Origin of the sequence: Coraliomargarita parva, assembly GCF_027257905.1 — a bacterium.
GTDB lineage: Bacteria > Verrucomicrobiota > Verrucomicrobiia > Opitutales > Coraliomargaritaceae > Coraliomargarita_A > Coraliomargarita_A parva.
In genome coordinates, this window is record NZ_JAPZEI010000008.1 from 25,259 (window position 1) to 40,667 (window position 15,409).

A 15,409-nucleotide genomic window follows, 5' to 3' on the forward strand; every position below is an offset into this window, starting at 1 on the left:
TAACAAGCAGATATGAACCCACCGCTCTACGATGCACATTGCCATTGGGCCGATGCCAGACTCCAGGCATACTGGAGTGAAATCGCCCCACATCTGGAGGGTATCCAGCTGCAAGGTGCCGTGGTGAATGGCACCTCTCCGGACGACTGGCCCGCCGTCCTAGCCTTGGCCGAAAGGGACAGCCGCGTGCTGCCGAGTATCGGCTTGCATCCATGGAGGGTCAACCAGGCGCCTGCCGGTTGGCGTGAGCAATTTCTCGATGCCCTGGATCGGGGGGCCCGCGGCATCGGTGAAATAGGGCTGGATCAATGGATTGAGGGCCACGACATCCAACGTCAGCAGGCAGCCTTTCGCTGGCAACTCAAGCAAGCGGCTGAGCGTAATCTGCCGGCTTCAATCCACTGCCTGAAGGCGACGGGCCCCCTCCTCCAAACACTGAGATCGGTCGAGTTACCGGCCCGCGGCATCCATTTGCATGCGCTGAATGCATCGCTTGAGGTATTCGATCAACTCACTGCCCTCGGGGCCTATTTCTCATTCAACAGCGGCCAACTCAAATCCGGGAGCCACAAGGTCCGGGAGGCCATACGCTTCCTTCCGGCAGACCGGATCCTGGTCGAAACCGATGCACCCGACTTTCTCCCTCCGCCGGAATACCGCCAATTCAGCCTGCCGAAGCCTCCTCAAGGGCAGGAGATTTGCCATCCGGCTAACCTGTGCCGGACCTACGAAGTGATCGCAGAGCTCGGAAACACCTCGACAGAGGCGCTGGCAAAACAGATAGAAGTCAACTTTCTGCGGTTTTTCGGCGCGCCAAAAGGCTGATTTTTTCAGGAAAAAGGCTTGCTTGCGGGCCGCGGTCCCCTACTTTGCACCGCTTTCATCCAAAACAAAGGTATTTCCATGGCACGTATTTGCGCAATCACAGGTAAGCGCCCGATGAAGGGCGGACGCATCATCCGCAAGGGTTTGACCAAGAAGAGCGGCGGTATCGGCACGAGCCTCGTTAAGAACACTCGTCGCAAGTTCCGTCCGAACGTGCAGCGTGTTCGCGTCAAGCTCCCCAGCGGCCAAGTCAAGCGCATGTGGGTCTCCGCCAAGGCCATCAAGGCTGGTCTGGTCGAGAAGGCATAAGCGCCCCAACATGACTTTACGGAGCCCCGGCTTAGGCCGGGGCTTTTTTGTATCACACAAGCCCACACCCCGAGTGTAGAGAAAGCGCGATAGCGATTTCTTCAGGCATCCCCACAAGCCGGTCGAAACGACATTCGTCGTTCCACTCCGACTGAGATCCGTGCTAGTTGCCCAGAACCGTATTGAGGAGATCCAGCCCCATTTCGATATCTTCGCGGCGCTTCTCCTCTTTCGTTTTCTTTTTCTTGGTCTCAGTGGTTCCCGTGCTACTGTCAGTCAATTGCTGGCTCGCATCTGTGGATTGAGCCTCCGTTGTGGCCGCAGGAGTCGTTTCGCTGCTTGCAGTCTTGCTCTTGCCGGGCTTAGTCAGGGCGTTATTGGCGGCCGTCTTCAACATGTCCATGAGTGCATCGGTATCCGGATCACCAAGAGTCCCTCCGATATCAACCGTCTTGTTCCAACGCCTGAAACCGTCATCGGCCGTCTCAGCCATCAACAGCTGCAGCGTTTCCAAGTAAGTGGTGAGACGCCCCTTCGCCCCCAGTTCCATGCTCAGACTCAAGGGTTGGTCCATCACTTCACTCAGAGAACTGGCAGCCACAAAGCCACTGGCATCCAGAAGCAGACTTTCACCGAGAACCTTCAACTGGGGAATCAACAGACGCTTGTCGTCGCCACGCGTCAGCTTGAAGGCAAACTCTTCAAAGTGGATATCCTTGAAATAAGGAACCGTGTTGGCCAGCGCAGTCACGCCAGGCCGGTCCAGACTCTGACCGAGGATGCTCACGCCGATCAGTCCCAGCTTGCTCCGGTCATCAAGTTCAAATGCGGAGACTACTCCGTTCGTGCCCGTGATGCTGAGTTCTCCGGTCGCATCGTCCAAAGCGGCTTCCAGGCTTTGGCCCGCCCCTTCGGCCTTCAGGCTACCATCGAATTTGCCACTGACCGGGATCCGGGCACCGGGCTTGGAAAAAATAGAGGGGTCGATTTGCTTGAAGCCGAGATCGGCCAAAACCGCATACGCACTGGCTCCATCTGGCTCATACCGCACCGAGCTATTCCCATCGATTGTCCCGTCCCCCATTGAGGCGGAAATGTGTTCCAACGCCAAGAGAGGCTCACTTACCTTGGCCCGGGCGTCCAGATTCCGGATCGTCTGGCCTGAATCCAGATAGATCTCTTTGACGGACACGGAGGCCTTGCCGTCAAGCATCGCCCATGGCGGAGGCGTAGTCTCTGTCGTCACAGAACCACCGGCCGGAGTATTTGGCGAGGAATTGCGCCCAGACGTGCTTGCGGCAGGCGCCTTCGGGGTAGTACCCGTTTCACGCGGCGAAAATGCACTCGCCAAACGCATCAGGTCGGACTGCGTCACCCGGTCCCCCTCCAGTTTTGCTGTAACCGGGATCGGTGTTTTGGCAGGATCAACTTCGCCGGCAAACTCCAAGTGCGTGGAGGGTCGCGCGCTCAAACCGGCTTCCAGATTCAGCCCCACGGCGAAGGCACCGGATGCCTGCTGCTTTACCTGCGCGGCAAAGCGATAATCCAGGGGCGATGCCTCGTCCGGAACTCGCAAGCCATTTAGCTCCCCCGTCAACTGAAGCGGGTATTCTTCCGCACCTCGTACGCTCAGGTCAGCCTTCAATCGCCCCGCCAAAAGTCCGTACTTCTGCTGAAATACAGGCTGCCGAAACACGCTGGCCAGATCCGTATCAAGCGTGGCATCTGCCAGAATGCCGGCAAACGGCTCCGCAGCGGTCCGATCGACTTGCACCACGGTCCCTTGGGCGCTTGCACTGACAATGCTTCCGTAGCGGTCCAAAACCTGTATGGCATTCAGATTAAAGGCGACAGAACGGTCCGCCTTCAGGAGCAACTCAGGCTGGATCTTGAAACTCACCTGCTCCAATAATGGCGACTCGTCCTGCGTGATGGTCAGCGGTCCGACCTGCACCGGCTGAAGACTGGTCAGACGCAGACCGCCTCCAGACTCGCCGGAGACCAACAACGCCAAGCTGACCGGATCGCCCTGGATGAACAGTCCTTCAGGCAGCCAGGGATTGATCCAGGACATGGGCAATTGCTTCACCTGCAGTTCCACGAGGTCGCCCGTGTAGTGCTGTCCCGCATCCAGCGTCAGCTTTTGCTTCAAATTAAACTCCATCACGTGAGCCCCGTTGTTGGCAACAAAGGCACGGCCTTGGGTCACACGTACCGTCTCGCCCGCGACACTGGCCTCAAACTGCCCGCCGCTTTCCACCGCCCCAAGGCTCGCAAGCTCGGGAACGAAGAGCTCCGGACGCGGGAGCTTGGCACTGAACTCCAATGCAATCGAGGCTTCCTCCGCGGTCGAATCCAGCTTCAGTTTAAAATTCTGGGATGCCGTCACAATCGAGGTACCCGATGCATCCGTCCCGTTAATCTGAGAGCGGAAGTTGACTTCGTCGAAACCGCCGCGCGACAGCTGGCTCAGCTCCATGACCCCTTCGATGCCAAAGCTCTCGACCCCAGCCTGCAACGACTCACTGGAATCCAAGGTCAAACTGGTCTGGATTTTCGAGCGTTCGCCCGGACGAAGCGGGTCTGCGTCGAGTTTGAATTTAAAGCGATTGCCTGCCCCGTCCCGGAGCCCTCCATCAATCTGGATACCGTCGATGACAAAAAGCCAGTCAAGATCCCCCAGTCCATAGAGTGACTCCATCGGCGAGCCCGAGCGCTTAGTGGCTGAAGGAGACGACGCACCGGATGCCTTTTGCGAAGAGCCAGAGCTCCCCGTGGTATCACTACCAGGAACGCCTGCCTCAGCATCGGAACCAAGCAAGACAGTCGGGGTGTCGACAAAAAGCCCCTCAACTTTCAGCTCTCCGAGTTGGATCGTATTGTCAAAGAGGGCAGCCAAGGGCGAGAAACTGGTATCCAAAGCTTCCAGTTTGACCTTTGTCCCGTCCGGCAAGGCCAAAATCAGACCGCTGATGCTGGCCCGCCCGGTGGTCACCTTGACCTGCTTGACCGAGCTCCCTTCCGGCAGACGCTTTTCCACCATCCTGGTCTGGAAGCCCGAGTTTGTGAGAATAAGATAACCGGCGCCTAGCAAGACGACCACGATGATTACAAGCGCAACCAGGATTTTAAAGACTCGTTTCATAGGCAGAGAAAGTCAGACAGCAGAAAGCGTAGCTTGTATCCATTCGGGAGCAAGGCTCTGTGTCGAATTTCACCCGGTAGGCCGTCATATTACACCAGTCTTCACAGTTCTGCCCCCCTAAGGAGCCTCAGACCGCCCGATCCAGACAGAGACATCGGCGAAAACCAGCCCCCTCCCTCTACGAACGCTCTGATTCCCCGCACGCGCCGGACTGCGAGCGCGCCGCATCGTGAGCCATCCAGAGTGCAGTAGAGAGCAAAAGCTCCTCCTCTTTAAAGGGGAGGGGCTTTTACTTAATAAAACCACCAATGAGTCGCTCGAGATAATCCAAGCTCCTCTCCTGCTTGCAGGGGAGGTGGCCCGGCGACTCTGCCGGGACGGAGGGGTCCCACTCAAGTGCTGCCCTGACGGTATTAGCAGGCTTCACTCTGCCCCCACCGCCACCGCCCTTGACGATGAATTCACAAAAAAAGCCGCCCCAAAGGGCGGCTTCTGAAAAGAACTCGTGTTCGGACTTAGCGGGCTTCGACCAGGCGCTTTTCCTTCACCTGGTTGGCTGCCTTACCGATACGGTCGCGCATGTAGTACATGCGGGCGCGCATGGTGACGGACTCGCGGTCAACCTCGACCTTTTCGATCGTCGGGCTGTTGACCGGGAATACCTTCTCCACACCCACACCGGAAGCGATGCGGCGCACGGTAAAGGTTTCCGCGATGCCGGCACCCTTACGGGCGATGACGATACCGGCGAAAACCTGGATACGGGTCTTGTCACCTTCCTTAACTTTCAGGTGTACGCGAACACCGTCGCCGACTTTGAAGTCGTTGCGACCTTCCAAAAGTTGTTCTTTGGTGATGTCTTCGAGGATTGCTTGGCTCATTTGTGGTGGTCTCCGTTTTCTAAAATGTCTGGTCTCCTGTCCCGGGTCTTTTCTAACTGTTGCTCATGTCGCCATTTCTCAATGGCGGCGTGATTTCCTGATAGTAGGACCTCGGGAACCCGCATTCCGCGGAAGTCCGCAGGGCGCGTGTATTGAGGAAAGCCGAGCAAAGTGGTCATGAAAGACTCCTCCGTCAAGGATTTTTCATCACCTAAAAATCCGGGGATAAAACGACTGACACAGTCGATCAAAACCGCCGCCGCAAGCGTCCCGTTGGTCAGCACATAATCCCCGATGCTGACCTCCCGGTCGATCAAGCTGTCGCGCACCCTCTGGTCGACGCCCTCATAATGGCCACTCAGGATAATCAGGTGCTTTTCCTGCACCAGCTCACGGGCCAATTGACTCGTAAGTGGTTCACCATCAGGCGCCATGTACACAACCTTCGTCTCGGGACGGCGTAATTCCTCGACCGCAGCAAAGATCGGCTCGGGCTTCATCACCATGCCCGCGCCCCCGCCGTAGGGAATCTCGTCCGTCTTGTGATGCTTGTCCGTCGCCCAGCTCCGCAAATCATGCGCACTGGCGCGGATCAGCCCATTCCGTTGGCCTCGCCCCAGCATACTGGACGTAAAAAAACCCTCCACCATTTGCGGGAAGAGGGTTAGAAGATCAAACTCGATGTGCATGACGGCCGGCGTCGAGTCTACCCGCATGGCGGGAGCGCTGCAATTACTCAGCGGCCTGTTCGGCCGGAGCTTCGCGGCGGGCCTTGCGGATCAGGCTGGCTGCAGTGTCGGTCGGCTTTGCGCCCACGGACTTCCAGTAATCGATGCGATCCAGCTTGAGGCTCAGTTCGTCCTGAGCCTTGGCAGCTTGCGGTTCATAAGTGCCAAGAACTTCGACGAAGCGGCCATCACGGCGTGCAGTCGCTTCCGTTACAACCATACGGTAGAAAGGACGGTGGCTTGCGCCGTGACGTTGAAGACGTATTTTGAGTGCCATAAGAATTTACGCTAGAGTGCAGGAAATTGAGAAAAGCGACGAAAAAAGGTGGTCTGTGCCCGCCTGTCAAGCGCGGAACGGAGGATTTTAATCGGGACGCACCACATCGGGGGAATCTGTCCACGGCAACGGAAAGGCGCTTTTTTGCCAATCATTACGAATCTCCCCGATCTTCGCATAATCGTCCTCCACCCCTTCGATCAATTCACCCGTGAATTTGTAGCGCTTCTCCTCGCCTCCGGTCAGGCGCACGACACGCTTGCCACTATAGGATACAAGTGTGCGCGGCGTCTGATAATCAATCTGTCGGACTTTGGACATCATCCATGCTCTCCTTCATCCGAGCCCGGAAGTCAAACCAGCAGATCAGCCCCCTAATTAAGCTGAATCTGAAAATAGCTACTCAAGGTCACCGAAGCGAGTTCGACTTTCTGGCTGATTGCCATCGTAGGAATGGTTGGGATGTTCTTCATTTAAAAGCACTGTCCGCAGTCGAGAGACATTCCCGATTTGCAATCGGCCCGCAGTATGCTTCTCATAACACATGCCCAAAATCATTTTTAAGAAGTCAGGCGTCGAAGCCGAATGGACCGGTGACGACGAAAGCATCCTTGAACTGGCCGAAGCCAATGACTTGGACTTGGACTACGGCTGCCGGATGGGGAATTGCACAGCATGCCAGCAGACCATCCTCTCCGGTGAAGTCGAGTACCCGAACGGACACACCGGCGAACCGGAGCCGGGCAACGCCCTCCTTTGCTGCTGCATGCCGAAAGGTGACAGCGACGTCGAGGTCGACGCCTAGCGTCTAACTGAACACCTGCCTGCGTAGCGGATTGATCACGGCAAGGTCGCCCCAGTCCGCCCCCTCCAGAGCGAGTGCCCTGGGCGGGTATTTCCTGCGTTTTTGGGCCTGCCAGGCCTCGGCAAAGCCCTGCACGAAGTCCTGCGAGCCCAGGATGGCCCCGTCAGTAAAGTAGCGCACCCGGCAGCGCAGCACCGAGGCCTTCGGCAGCTTGCCCTGCTCCTGTTCCAGTACCTGGACTGCCTGCTCCCGGGGAATGCACACCCCCTTGGCCGGCACACTGCCCTTGCCGAAGAGCAGCATCCGGTGCTGGCTCAGCGCATCCGCCGCCTCCCGCACGTAGCCCGACCAGACAAACTGCAGGCCCCGCCGCGCAGCCACCTGACCGGCCACCGCCTCGGCATACCCGCAGAAGCGGTAGTCCTTCGGATCCGAGACCAGGCCGGCACGCACCGGATTCAAATCGATATACGCCGCCATCGTCTGCAGCGGATTGCCTTTTCCCTCCACCAGCACGCTCTTGAAGCGCTCCGACCACAAGGTCCCGTAGCGGCCGTGCCGGCGGTTGAACCACACCGAGAACCGCTGCTTCACCGTCTTCATGTACTCCGAAACGTCCCCCATCCGCGCCAGCAGCTTCGAACGGATCGCCTCAGCCTCCTCGCCCCCCGCCGCCAGCTGCCGCGCCATCTCCACCGCCGAGGCCGCCTGGTACTTCGTCGGACGCGGGTACAGCACACGATACCGCCGCATCAGCTCCGCATCCCCCACCGACTCTCCATCCGGCACACGCAGCAACACATGGAAGTGGTTGCCCATGATGCAGTAAGTTAGCACCTGCACCCCGCAGAAATCAGCCACCTGGTGCAGCATCTTACGCAGCACCTCCTTCTCCACCTCACCAAACAAACTCTCACCGTTCACCGTGCGCGTCATACAGTGGTACACCGCCTCACAACCACTCACCTTCAATCGACGCATCCGCATCACTCAAACATGCACAAAAAAACGCCCTACGTCTAGCTTTTTTATAGACTGTCCCTTAAATATATTTTTATAGACTGTCCCTTAAATATAAACCTAAAGAAAAATCAGCTCATTTGCATGGGGTCGACGTCGAGGAGGTCGATGACTTCTTTGTCGAGGGGGAAGGATTTGCGGAGTTTGGCGATGGATTCGATGACGCGGCTGGCGCTGGGTGCGAAATACCAGAGCTGGAAGCGGTATTCATCCCGGATTTTCTCGATGGGTGCGGGTGCGGGGCCCCGAATTTCAATTTGATCCCCCAATTCTTTTTCCAGCACTTTGAGCCACTGCTCCATATAAAACTCGATCTTTTCGGGGTTTCGACCGCGGAAGAGGTGACGGATCAGGTGGCGAAAGGGAGGATAATTGAACTCCCGCCTTTGCTCGAGCTCCTCCAGTTGAAAGCCATCGAAGTCAGATTGGCGGGCAAACTGGATGGGCGGCGCGTGTGGGGTACTGGTTTGAATGACCACCTCCCCGGCCCGGTCGCCGCGCCCGGCACGGCCAGAGACTTGCACGATCAACTGAAAGGTACGTTCGGCGGCCCTAAAGTCTTCAACATGCAGCGACATATCGGCATCGACCAAGCCCACCAAGGTAACATTTGGAAAGTCGAGGCCCTTGGCGATCATCTGCGTCCCGACCAAGAGGTCAATTTTGCCGATCCGGAAATCGTTGAGGATTTTCCGGTAGAGATTCTTTTTCGACATGGAATCGGCATCCATCCGGACAATCCGGGCTCGCGGGAGTATCTTCTGAACAATGTCCTCGATTTTCTGGGTGCCCTGCCCCCTCCAACGAATGTCCGGTGCCTTGCATTTCGGACAACGATGCGGAGCGGGGTGCATCTCGCCACAAAGATGACAACGGAGGGTTTTATCCGTTCGGTGGAAGGTCATCGGGATGCTGCAATGCTCGCACTCCGCCACATAGCCACATTCCGGGCAGAGCATGCTGGTCGAATACCCCCGCCGATTGAGGAAAAGTATGCTCTGCTCCTTCTTCTCAAAGCGATCGACCATTTTGTCCATCAAGAGCCGGGAAATCGGAGACGGGCCTTTCCCTTGAAGGGCCTCACGTCGCATATCGACAAGATGCAGGCGGGGCAGTTGCCGGTCGTCCACCCGCTTCAAAATCCGGTCCACCGCATACTTGCCGCGCTCCACATTATAGAGTGACTCCAATGAGGGCGTAGCCGAACCCAAGACACAAACCGCCTGATTGATCATGGCACGATAGACCGCCACATCGCGGCCATGATAGCGGGGCGCCTCCTCCTGCTTGTAGGATGGCTCGTGCTCCTCATCGACAATGATCAGCTTCAGGTTCTGGACGGGGGCAAATACCGCCGAACGGGCCCCCACAACGACATGCGCCTCGCCACTGGCCAAGGCATTCCAGGCATCGTAGCGTTCCCCATCCGACAAATGACTGTGCCACACCGTAGTATGGACGCCCCGCGCTTCCAGACGGGAACGTACCCGCCCCACAGTCTGCGGCGCCAGAGCCACCTCGGGGACGAGAAAGATCACACCGCCCCCCGTCGCGACCACCTTCTCGATGGCGTTCAAATACACTTCGGTCTTACCGGACCCGGTGACACCATGAAGAAGACGTACACTGAATGTATCGAGATCGATTGCGCCATTGATCGCTTCCACCGCCTGCGCTTGTTCGGGGGTTAGAGTCGGCCTTAAGGCATGTCCAACTACTTCCGGGGAATCGCTGATATCATCATCGTAGGCCACCCTTGCCTCCTCTGTATCACTCTCCTGCAAATAGCCCTTCGCCACAAGTGCCTCACAGGCAGACGCGCTGATCTTGAGCCTGTTTAATACGGTTGCGCGCGGCAGCGGCTTGAACTGTTGCTGGATGAAACGCAGGAGCTCGGCCTGCTTGGGAGCCCGACGCTCCAATTCCTGCCATGCCTCGGCATCCGGCGCCTCGCCTATGGCAAGATAACGCCGGGTTTTCGGACGCATCCCTTTCCGGATCGCCGAAGGAATCATGGCCTCAAGCATGGATTCGGGCGTCGCCGAATAGTACCGCATCGCCCAACGAAAGAGCTGGAGCATATCTGCAGGCAGGACGGGATGCGGTTGCACGATCTCGTACAACATCTTCAACTTGCCAGGAGGAACAACCTGATCGGTTCCGAGACGCGTGACCACGCCCAACTCACTACGCCGCCGCAGGGGTATGCGCACGAGCAGGCCCGGTCGCATCTGTTCCACACAAATCGGCGGCACCGCATAAGCCAGATCCGCATCAAATCCGGAAAGCGGGACCACCTCCACCACGGCGGTATCGCGCTGTGCCTTAGCTTTGGGCATCCAACAGGTCCTTGAACGCCCCCTCCTGCTCCGCCAACTCGTCCCAGCTGCCCTGGCTCACAATGGATCCGTTCTGCAAGACAACGATGCGATCCGCCGCGCGAATCGTACTCAACCGGTGTGCGATGGTAATCGTCGTGCGTCCCTTGGCGAGACGATCGATCGCTTCCTGCACCGTCTTTTCACTCTCGTAGTCGAGCGCACTGGTCGCTTCATCGAGAATCAATATCTTCGGATCGCGCAGGAGTGCCCGAGCAATCGCGATGCGCTGCCGTTGGCCTCCAGACAAACTCACCCCACGTTCACCGACTTTAGTCTGAAAACCCTCCGGCAACTGCTCAATAAATTCGAGAGCATTGGCATTTTTTGCCGCTTCAAACACCTCGTCCATGGTGGCATTCGGCTTACCAAACCGAATATTGTCCAACAACGACCCCGAGAGCAGCAAGTTATCCTGCATGACAATCGCACAAGTCTGGCGAAAAACCCGAATGGCCAATTGCTCCTGAGGCACACCATCCACCCGGATTTCACCAATTGTGGGCGCGTAGAAACCAAGCATCAAGCTGACCAAGGTACTTTTCCCCGACCCGCTGGGGCCAACAAATGCAACGTGCTCGCCCGACTGGATCTTGATCGAAAAGTCGCGAATTACCGGATCTTTCTCCTCGTCATAGCTGAAAGTCACCGAATCAAACGCAACTTCCCCCCGGAAAGGATCGATGATTTCTTTCCCCTGCCATTTTTCCACATAGCCGGAATCAATCAGCTCTTTAATGCTACGATAACTCTCGGCCCCCTGCATGTATTGCATGCTGAACTGGGTAATAATATTTACTGGCTGCAAGCAGACCGTCAACGCACCGAGCAAGGCCATCATCTCACCCACGGTCATCTTACCCACAATCACCAACCATCCGCAGAAAACCGTCGCAAAAATAGTCAGGCCCGTCACGATCGTAAAGTTCACGTAGCCCATCTGCTGGTTGATGTTCATTTGCGACTCACGTGAATAGCTATAAGCGTCGCTCAATTCACCCAACTGACGTTTGGCTTCCTGCTCCTGGCCATAACCACGGACCAACTTGATCGCCGAAATAAACTCGCTGGCCTGGCCTGTCATTTTCTCTCGAGCCACACGCACGTCATGGTTCGTCGATTCAAGCAATTTAATGTAATGCAGCCGAACGAAAGCGAAGATCGGCAAACTGATGAGAACGATCAACAAGAGCCAAATATTGATCACTGAAAGTGCTATGATCAGGAGCACCGAGCGTAAGAGTTCCGGAATGATATTCGCCACAGTCATGACCATGACCATTTCGATATTATTCGTATCGAAAGCATACTTAGACAACAAGCGGCCCGTCTGCGTGCTGTCGAGGAAGCCAAAATGCATAAAGTTCAGCTTATGAAACAAGCGTCCGCGCAAACGGCGCAGAATCTCCTGGGAACGCGGCGAAATATCCTTCACCGCCAGATGCATCGCCAAGTAGTGCAAGGCCAGCAAGGCAACAAACATTCCGCCAAAGAGCATCAAGGCTTCCATGTCCTGATTCTGGATCGCGATATCGACTATCCACTGAGTCAGAATAGGAAATGGCGTAATCACCAAGACACTGACAATCCGCCAAAACAAGTAGTAGCGTAGGTATCTACGCTGGCTCCAGATATAGCCCTTCAGGGTCTTTTGGTGAAGACCGAGCAATTGATTGGGTTGCATACCGGATATATGAGATAAACTTCCGAAGCGCTAGCCAATCCCCAAATCACATAAAAGTTGCCGATAGCCCGGATAATCCTGCAGATCGGCCAGATCCGGATCATTACGCATCCACTCGAAATCCTTATAGCCCAGCGAAATCGCATCCCTCAACACCTTAACCGCATCCGCCCGCCGATCCTTCAGGGTAAGACTGCAGGCCAGATTATAATGGGCAACCGGGTCCTCCGGCGTCAGGCGGACCAGTTTGCGATCCATTTTAAGACCGGAATCGATTTGCCCTGTATGCGTGTACAAGTGAGCCAGAATCGACACAACCTTGACGTCCCGAGGCATACGCTTGTGCAAAGACTCAAAGAATCCCAGTTCGAACTGGTAGCTATCCCGCTTCGCCATGCCGATCCTTAACTGTAGCCGACCGAAGGGCCTCAGCCTTTGGAAATACCGCCCCGTTCGCAAATTCCGGCTTCGCGCAGCTCATTACAACGAGCTGTGACCTGCAGGCGCTGGCTCTCCACATTCAGCGACAGCTTATCCGCGACTGTTTTACCGTACCATTCCATAAAGGGGGCATCGATTTCGAAAATTTTCTCACAATCGAGACAAATCACCTGCGCCTGGAAGGTGGTGGCATTCTTATTTGCCATATAGAACTTGTAGTCCCGGCCAACGTCGACCTCACGAATCAGGCTGCTTTCAGTCAGGATGGGCAAGGCACGATAGACAGTCGCCCTCGAAACTGAGTCATCAATTTCGCGTGCACGCTCCAAAAGATCCTCAGCCGTGAAATGATCCGCATGGGAATAAGCCGCGTCAAAAATCGCCAGCCGCTGGTTTGTAACACGTAAACCCTTGCTGGTCAGGAACTCTTTGAATGTTTCGCGGACGCTATCGATATTGGCTGTATTCTGCTCCATGACTCTTTATTGAGACAGAATTGAGACAAGAACCCCCATTTGGCAAGACCATTGAGGGCTGCAAAAGCACAGAAAGCTCCCCCGAGAGGGCATTTTTTAGAAAAACTGCTTGATTTCGCTGGTCAGAGCGATTTGCTCCCTCCCTTTTCCCATGAAAGCCACAATCCAAACTCAAGGCCGCCAATTTACCGTCACAGAAGGTGATATCCTCAAGGTGAACTCCTACCCGGAAACCCAGGCAGGCGATACCATCGATATCAACGCAGTTCTGATGGTCGGTGAAGGTGCGGACACACGCTTCGGCACCCCTTATGTTGAGGGTGCTTCCGTCAAAGCTACTGTTCTTGAAAACAAGAAGGAGAAGAAGGTGATCATCTTCAAGAAGAAGCGTCGCCAAGGTTACCGTGTACGTCGCGGCCACCGTCAGCACATCTCCGTGATCAAGATTGACTCCATCAGCGCCTAAGCACTCAACCCAGGAGGAACTGACCCATGGCACACAAAAAAGGACAAGGAACTTCACGTAACGGACGCGACAGCGCATCCAAGCGCCTCGGCGTTAAGAAATTCGGTGGCGAGAAAGTCGTAGCCGGCAACATCATCATGCGCCAACGAGGCACACGCTATCATCCCGGCGTCAATGTCGGCATGGGTCGTGACCACACGCTCTTCGCTCTGAAGGACGGCGCCGTTGCCTTCGACACCGCACACCGCAAGATCAACGTCGTCGAAGCCTAAGCGAGTTCCAGACAACACTTTCAAAATCCCGTTCGATAAGAGCGGGATTTTTTTGTGCCCCATCCGAACGACGGGCTCACAATCCTGTACTCGACATTCCAAACGAAGTCAGGGAGAACAAGGCGGTGGACCGATCCTTGGAAGAGCTAGAGCGTCAGCGGGAATTGCTACGGCAACACCTGGAATGGCTCGACGCCTGTATTGCGGAAGCCAGGCTCAAGCCGAACGCCCCAACCGGAACCGAACCCGCCGCAGCACTTAGCCCTCCGGAAAAGCCGCAGCCCGAGAGCCTTCCCCACCAAGACCCCACCACAGAGGCGCATCTAAACGCGGCGCTCGAAGCGGAAGCACGGGAATACAAGACCGGCTGGGCCGCGATGAACGATGTGGCCAAGGCAAAAGTGGGCTGCTTCGTCCTCTTCGGCGCTGGCATCCTCGCTTTTCTCTTTTTCCTGTTCGTGCTGCCCTTCCTGATGAAATGATCACTCGTGGTGGTACTTCGACCCACTGTTAATGGACACCGCACGGTAGAGTTGCTCGCACAACAGCATGCGGGCAATTTCATGCGTAAAAGTCAGGGGCGAGAGCGAAAAAAGGACATCCGCCCGCGCCTTGACCTCCGGACTGAGGCCATAAGCGCCCCCGATGACAAAGACCGCCGGCTGGCCCTGTAGATCGAACAGTTCCTTGGCCAGCACCGCTGAGGTCCTGGTCTTCCCCTCCTCGGCCATGACGTAAACCCGAGCATCCCGCCGCTTGTCGAGGGCCTCAAGGATACGCTGACCTTCCGTTTGCACGTCGCCGTCCTTTAATTCCAGAAGCTCGAAATTGCCGGGCCGCTTCAAGCGCTTGGCGAAATCGTCGCACAGCGCCGCGAGGGAGCGGTTCTTCATCTTGCCGATCGCAATAATGGTATAGCGAAACATAACTAGTCCCGGATTTTCAAATCCACCAGCACCGGGCGGTGGTCACTGACGAATGAACGAAGCACCTCGCAGCGCGACACTTCATAAGTCGGCGGCACAAAAATAAAGTCCAAGCCATGAATCGGCAGAATCGAAGGGAAGGTACGCCCCGAAGTCGGCAATAGCTGGTACGCGCAATGCCCTTCCAGATAGGAGAAGAGGTGCCGAACCGCATCCCCCGGCTTCCCGGAACGGCTATTGAAATCACCGCAGATCAAGGGTGAGAAGTAATGCTCCCCACCCTTCTGCGCGTGCCTGGCTTCCAAATAGCCGATCAGCCGCTCCACCTGCTCGATCCGGCGGCGACGGGAGCGAAAATCAAGGTGTAGGTTCACGACAGGCAGGTGCCCCGAAGCCAAACTCAGCTCCGTGTAGCAAAAGCCTTTTTCACCGAGCGAGGCCTGACCGAAAGCCTCATGTTCGGCATGTTCGATCGCGAGACGCGACAAGAGACCGTTTCCATAAGCCAAAGGTAAAGGGCCGGCCCGCCGATTGTGGACCCCCAGATAACTGTGGGCATACCCCGCCCCCTCCTTGATGTAGTCGAGCAGATGAATCCGCCGGTTCCAATGCGAGTCCTCGTCGACCTCCTGAAAGGCCACCACGTCCGGCTGGGTCTTCTCCAACAAATTGATAATGCGCTGGAGATTCCGTTCGATCCCCTTCGCACCATGAAAGCCCTGATACGTGGACAAACCACGACCATGGGCAATGTTGAGGGTCATTAAGCGAAGCCG

At 56.4% G+C, this 15,409-nt stretch carries 18 protein-coding genes; 6 read left to right on the plus strand and 12 right to left on the minus strand.

Annotation, left to right across the window (positions count from 1 at the left end):
• Nucleotides 1-12 precede the first annotated feature (12 nt).
• Together O2597_RS12595 and rpmB are read left to right on the plus strand one after the other, a co-directional pair.
• On the plus strand, nucleotides 13-825 hold the full coding sequence (locus O2597_RS12595) for a TatD family hydrolase (protein WP_269525363.1): 813 nt from the start codon (nucleotides 13-15) through the stop codon (nucleotides 823-825).
• Nucleotides 826-903: 78 nt separating this feature from the next.
• Nucleotides 904-1,134 (plus strand): 50S ribosomal protein L28, encoded by a 231-nt coding sequence (gene rpmB, locus O2597_RS12600; RefSeq protein ID WP_269525365.1) that lies wholly within the window; start codon nucleotides 904-906, stop codon nucleotides 1,132-1,134.
• 163 nt (nucleotides 1,135-1,297) lie between these two features.
• Here the strand turns inward: rpmB and O2597_RS12605 are convergent, their stop codons facing one another.
• The 5 genes from O2597_RS12605 to O2597_RS12625 form a co-directional block, all read right to left on the minus strand.
• On the minus strand, nucleotides 1,298-4,279 hold the full coding sequence (locus tag O2597_RS12605; RefSeq protein WP_269525367.1) for a hypothetical protein: 2,982 nt from the start codon (nucleotides 4,277-4,279) through the stop codon (nucleotides 1,298-1,300).
• 515 nt (nucleotides 4,280-4,794) lie between these two features.
• Nucleotides 4,795-5,160 (minus strand): 50S ribosomal protein L19, encoded by a 366-nt coding sequence (gene rplS, locus O2597_RS12610; protein WP_269525369.1) that lies wholly within the window; start codon nucleotides 5,158-5,160, stop codon nucleotides 4,795-4,797.
• The gene (gene trmD / locus O2597_RS12615) at nucleotides 5,157-5,876 is read right to left on the minus strand and encodes a tRNA (guanosine(37)-N1)-methyltransferase TrmD (RefSeq protein ID WP_269525371.1); all 720 of its coding nucleotides are present in this window, start codon (nucleotides 5,874-5,876) and stop codon (nucleotides 5,157-5,159) included. The genes rplS and trmD overlap by 4 nt, the downstream gene beginning before the upstream one ends.
• 16 nt (nucleotides 5,877-5,892) lie before the next feature.
• Nucleotides 5,893-6,165 carry a 30S ribosomal protein S16 gene (gene rpsP, locus O2597_RS12620; protein ID WP_269525373.1) on the minus strand — a complete coding sequence of 91 codons (273 nt, stop codon included), beginning with the start codon at nucleotides 6,163-6,165 and terminating at the stop codon, nucleotides 5,893-5,895.
• 87 nt (nucleotides 6,166-6,252) lie between these two features.
• Nucleotides 6,253-6,489 carry a hypothetical protein gene (locus tag O2597_RS12625; RefSeq protein WP_269525375.1) on the minus strand — a complete coding sequence of 79 codons (237 nt, stop codon included), beginning with the start codon at nucleotides 6,487-6,489 and terminating at the stop codon, nucleotides 6,253-6,255.
• Between the two features lie 220 nt (nucleotides 6,490-6,709).
• On the opposite strand from O2597_RS12625, the gene O2597_RS12630 reads away from it, so the two are divergent.
• On the plus strand, nucleotides 6,710-6,970 hold the full coding sequence (locus O2597_RS12630; protein WP_269525377.1) for a 2Fe-2S iron-sulfur cluster-binding protein: 261 nt from the start codon (nucleotides 6,710-6,712) through the stop codon (nucleotides 6,968-6,970).
• Between the two features lie 3 nt (nucleotides 6,971-6,973).
• On the opposite strand, the gene O2597_RS12635 is transcribed toward O2597_RS12630, so the two are convergent.
• From O2597_RS12635 to O2597_RS12655, 5 genes are all read right to left on the minus strand, one after another.
• Nucleotides 6,974-7,951, minus strand: coding sequence for a transposase (locus tag O2597_RS12635; protein WP_269525379.1), 978 nt, complete (start codon nucleotides 7,949-7,951; stop codon nucleotides 6,974-6,976).
• 110 nt (nucleotides 7,952-8,061) lie between these two features.
• Nucleotides 8,062-10,329 carry a replication restart helicase PriA gene (gene priA, locus O2597_RS12640; RefSeq protein WP_269525381.1) on the minus strand — a complete coding sequence of 756 codons (2,268 nt, stop codon included), beginning with the start codon at nucleotides 10,327-10,329 and terminating at the stop codon, nucleotides 8,062-8,064.
• On the minus strand, nucleotides 10,316-12,052 hold the full coding sequence (locus tag O2597_RS12645; protein ID WP_269525383.1) for an ABC transporter ATP-binding protein: 1,737 nt from the start codon (nucleotides 12,050-12,052) through the stop codon (nucleotides 10,316-10,318). Before O2597_RS12645 ends, priA begins: the two co-directional genes overlap by 14 nt.
• 30 nt (nucleotides 12,053-12,082) lie before the next feature.
• Nucleotides 12,083-12,448 (minus strand): tetratricopeptide repeat protein, encoded by a 366-nt coding sequence (locus O2597_RS12650; RefSeq protein WP_269525385.1) that lies wholly within the window; start codon nucleotides 12,446-12,448, stop codon nucleotides 12,083-12,085.
• A 32-nt stretch (nucleotides 12,449-12,480) separates the two neighbouring features.
• On the minus strand, nucleotides 12,481-12,969 hold the full coding sequence (locus O2597_RS12655; RefSeq protein WP_269525387.1) for a Fur family transcriptional regulator: 489 nt from the start codon (nucleotides 12,967-12,969) through the stop codon (nucleotides 12,481-12,483).
• 151 nt (nucleotides 12,970-13,120) lie between these two features.
• Between O2597_RS12655 and rplU the strand changes: the two genes are divergently transcribed.
• The 3 genes from rplU (at nucleotide 13,121) to O2597_RS12670 (ending at nucleotide 14,189) form a co-directional block, all read left to right on the plus strand.
• Nucleotides 13,121-13,435 (plus strand): 50S ribosomal protein L21, encoded by a 315-nt coding sequence (gene rplU / locus O2597_RS12660; RefSeq protein ID WP_269525389.1) that lies wholly within the window; start codon nucleotides 13,121-13,123, stop codon nucleotides 13,433-13,435.
• A gap of 26 nt (nucleotides 13,436-13,461) precedes the next feature.
• Entirely contained in the window at nucleotides 13,462-13,707 is a 246-nt protein-coding gene (gene rpmA, locus O2597_RS12665) for a 50S ribosomal protein L27 (RefSeq protein ID WP_269525391.1), read from the plus strand.
• A 125-nt stretch (nucleotides 13,708-13,832) separates the two neighbouring features.
• Nucleotides 13,833-14,189 (plus strand): hypothetical protein, encoded by a 357-nt coding sequence (locus O2597_RS12670; protein WP_269525393.1) that lies wholly within the window; start codon nucleotides 13,833-13,835, stop codon nucleotides 14,187-14,189.
• Here O2597_RS12670 and O2597_RS12675 read toward each other — a convergent pair whose 3' ends face one another.
• Together O2597_RS12675 and O2597_RS12680 are read right to left on the minus strand one after the other, a co-directional pair.
• Complete coding sequence (locus O2597_RS12675) at nucleotides 14,190-14,633, minus strand: 23S rRNA (pseudouridine(1915)-N(3))-methyltransferase RlmH (protein WP_269525395.1); 444 nt, start codon at nucleotides 14,631-14,633, stop codon at nucleotides 14,190-14,192.
• A 2-nt stretch (nucleotides 14,634-14,635) separates the two neighbouring features.
• The gene (locus tag O2597_RS12680) at nucleotides 14,636-15,397 is read right to left on the minus strand and encodes an endonuclease/exonuclease/phosphatase family protein (RefSeq protein WP_269525397.1); all 762 of its coding nucleotides are present in this window, start codon (nucleotides 15,395-15,397) and stop codon (nucleotides 14,636-14,638) included.
• Nucleotides 15,398-15,409: the final 12 nt, after the last annotated feature.